This window comes from Candidatus Synechococcus spongiarum SH4 (assembly GCF_000586015.1).
Classification (GTDB): domain Bacteria; phylum Cyanobacteriota; class Cyanobacteriia; order PCC-6307; family Cyanobiaceae; genus Synechococcus_B; species Synechococcus_B spongiarum_F.
On the sequence record NZ_JENA01000266.1, the window covers coordinates 1 to 2,139 of the forward strand.

Sequence of the window (2,139 nt, forward strand, 5' to 3'; positions counted from 1 at the left end):
GGGAGCGGATCCTGATCAAAATCGCCTCCACGTGGGAGGGCGTCAAGGCGGCGGAGGTGCTGGAGAAGGAAGGCATTCACTGCAACCTCACCTTGCTGTTCAGCCTGGTGCAGGCCGTGGCCTGTGCTGAAGCCGGGGTAACCCTCATCTCCCCCTTTGTGGGCCGCATCCTGGACTGGCACAAAAAGCGGACTGGTCGCCAGAGTTACCCCGGCTCCGAAGATCCGGGCGTGCTCTCCGTGGCCAGGATCTTCGCCTACTTCAAAATCTTCGGCCACCGGACCCAGGTGATGGGCGCCAGCTTCCGCAACGTGGAGGAAATCATTGAACTGGCCGGCTGCGACCTGCTCACCATCGCCCCCAAGTTCCTGGATCAACTGGGTCGCACCGAGGGGCTGCTGCTCCGCAAGCTGGATCCGGACAACCTGACGGATGCCCCCGCCGCCAGGCTCCGGGTGAACGAACACAGCTTCGCGGACCTGATGGCGGAGGACGCCATGGCGTCCGAGAAGCTGGACGAGGGGATCCGCGGGTTCAGTAAGGCCATTGAAGCCCTGGAAGCCCAGTTGGGCCACCGCCTGGCGGTACTGGAGGGGGAAGCGGCCTTTGCCCATGCGGCGCAGGAGATTTTCCTGCTCAACGATCTGGACGGGGACGGCACCATCACCCGTGAGGAGTGGCTGGGCACCGATGCGGTGTTTGACGCCCTGGATACGGACCATGACGGCTGCCTCAAGCCGGAGGAAATCCGTTCCGCCCTCGGCGCCCCCCTGGCCCTCTCAGTCCGTTGAGGCGGGGCGATCAAACCGAGAGGATATCCTTCTCCTTGTCCTTCTGCATGGTGTTGAGCCGCTGGATGAAGCGGTCCGTCAGCTTCTGAACGTCCTCCTGTGCGTCGTGGGACTGATCCTCGGACAGGTCGCCAGCTTTCTCCTGCTTCTTGATGCGGTCAATCCCCTCCCGACGCAGGTTGCGGAGGGCCACCTTGCCTTCTTCGACGTAGCCGGCCGCCAGCTTTACCAACTCCTTGCGGCGCTCTTCCGTGAGGGGAGGAATGCCGATGCGGATGAGCTTGCCGTCTTCGGTATTGGGGGTGAGGCCGAGGCTCGAACTGAGGACGGCCTTTTCAATGGCGCGGATGGCGCTGATGTCGAAGGGCTGAATCTGGATGGTCTGGGCATCGGGGACGGTGATGCCCGCCAGGGACCGCAGGGGGGTATCACAGCCGTAGTACTCCACCATCACCTTGTCCAGCAGGTTGGGGTTGGCCCGGCCTGTGCGGATGGTATTGAGGTTGCGCTGGGTGGCCTCCAGCGACTTTTCCATGTGGGATTCCAGATCCATGACGACATTGGGTGATCAGGCACCGGTGAACCATAGATCCGCTCAGCGGGGCGTCAATTCAGGATGAACGGTGGTGCCCACCGGCTCACCGGCAATGGCCCGGGCAATGTTGCCCGCCTCGAACAGGTTGAAGACCACAATGGGGATGCCGTTGTCCTTGCACAGGGCAATGGCGGTGCTGTCCATCACCGCCAACTCCCCCCGCAGCACCTCTTGAAAACTTAGCGTCTCGTAGCGCACCGCATCGCTGAAGCAGGCGGGATCCTTGTTGTAGACCCCATCCACCTTGGTGGCCTTGAACACCACCTGGGCGCCAATCTCCGCCGCCCGTAGCGCTGCCGTGGTGTCCGTGGTGAAGAAGGGGTTGCCGCATCCGCCGCCAAAGATCACCACCCGGCCGTTCTCCAGGTGACGCATGGCCCGACGGCGAATGTAAGGCTCCGCCACCTCCTGCATGGCAATGGCTGTCTGCACCCGACAGGGGGCCTGCTGACGCTCCAGGGCGTCCTGCAGGGTCATGGCGTTCATCACCGTAGCCAACATGCCCACGTAATCCGCCGTGGCCCGATCCATGCCTGCGGCGGCCCCCTTCAACCCCCGGAAGATATTGCCCCCTCCCACCACAACAGCCATCTCCGTGCCCTGGGCCACCACCCCGGCGATCTCCGCCGCAATGCGCTGGATCACGGAGGGGTCGATGCCGTAACTCTGCTCTCCCATGAGAGCCTCGCCACTGAGTTTCAGCAGGACGCGCCTGTAGGGCATGGATCGCATCCGCTGGCAAACGCCTCCCAG

The 2,139-nt window shown here is 63.4% G+C and carries 3 protein-coding genes; 1 reads left to right on the forward strand and 2 read right to left on the reverse strand.

The annotated features are described in order from the left end of the window. Positions 1-791, forward strand: a 791-nt coding sequence (locus BG35_RS0109510) for a transaldolase family protein (protein WP_025782633.1), incomplete at its 5' end; no start/stop codon positions are given. 10 nt (positions 792-801) lie between these two features. Here BG35_RS0109510 and frr read toward each other — a convergent pair. Both frr and pyrH read right to left on the reverse strand, forming a co-directional pair. Then, entirely contained in the window at positions 802-1,344 is a 543-nt protein-coding gene (gene frr, locus BG35_RS0109515; protein ID WP_025782634.1) for a ribosome recycling factor, read from the reverse strand. Between the two features lie 42 nt (positions 1,345-1,386). Beyond that, a complete protein-coding gene (pyrH, locus tag BG35_RS0109520) occupies positions 1,387-2,109 on the reverse strand; it encodes a UMP kinase (protein WP_025782635.1) in 723 nt (240 codons plus the stop codon). Positions 2,110-2,139 lie beyond the last annotated feature (30 nt).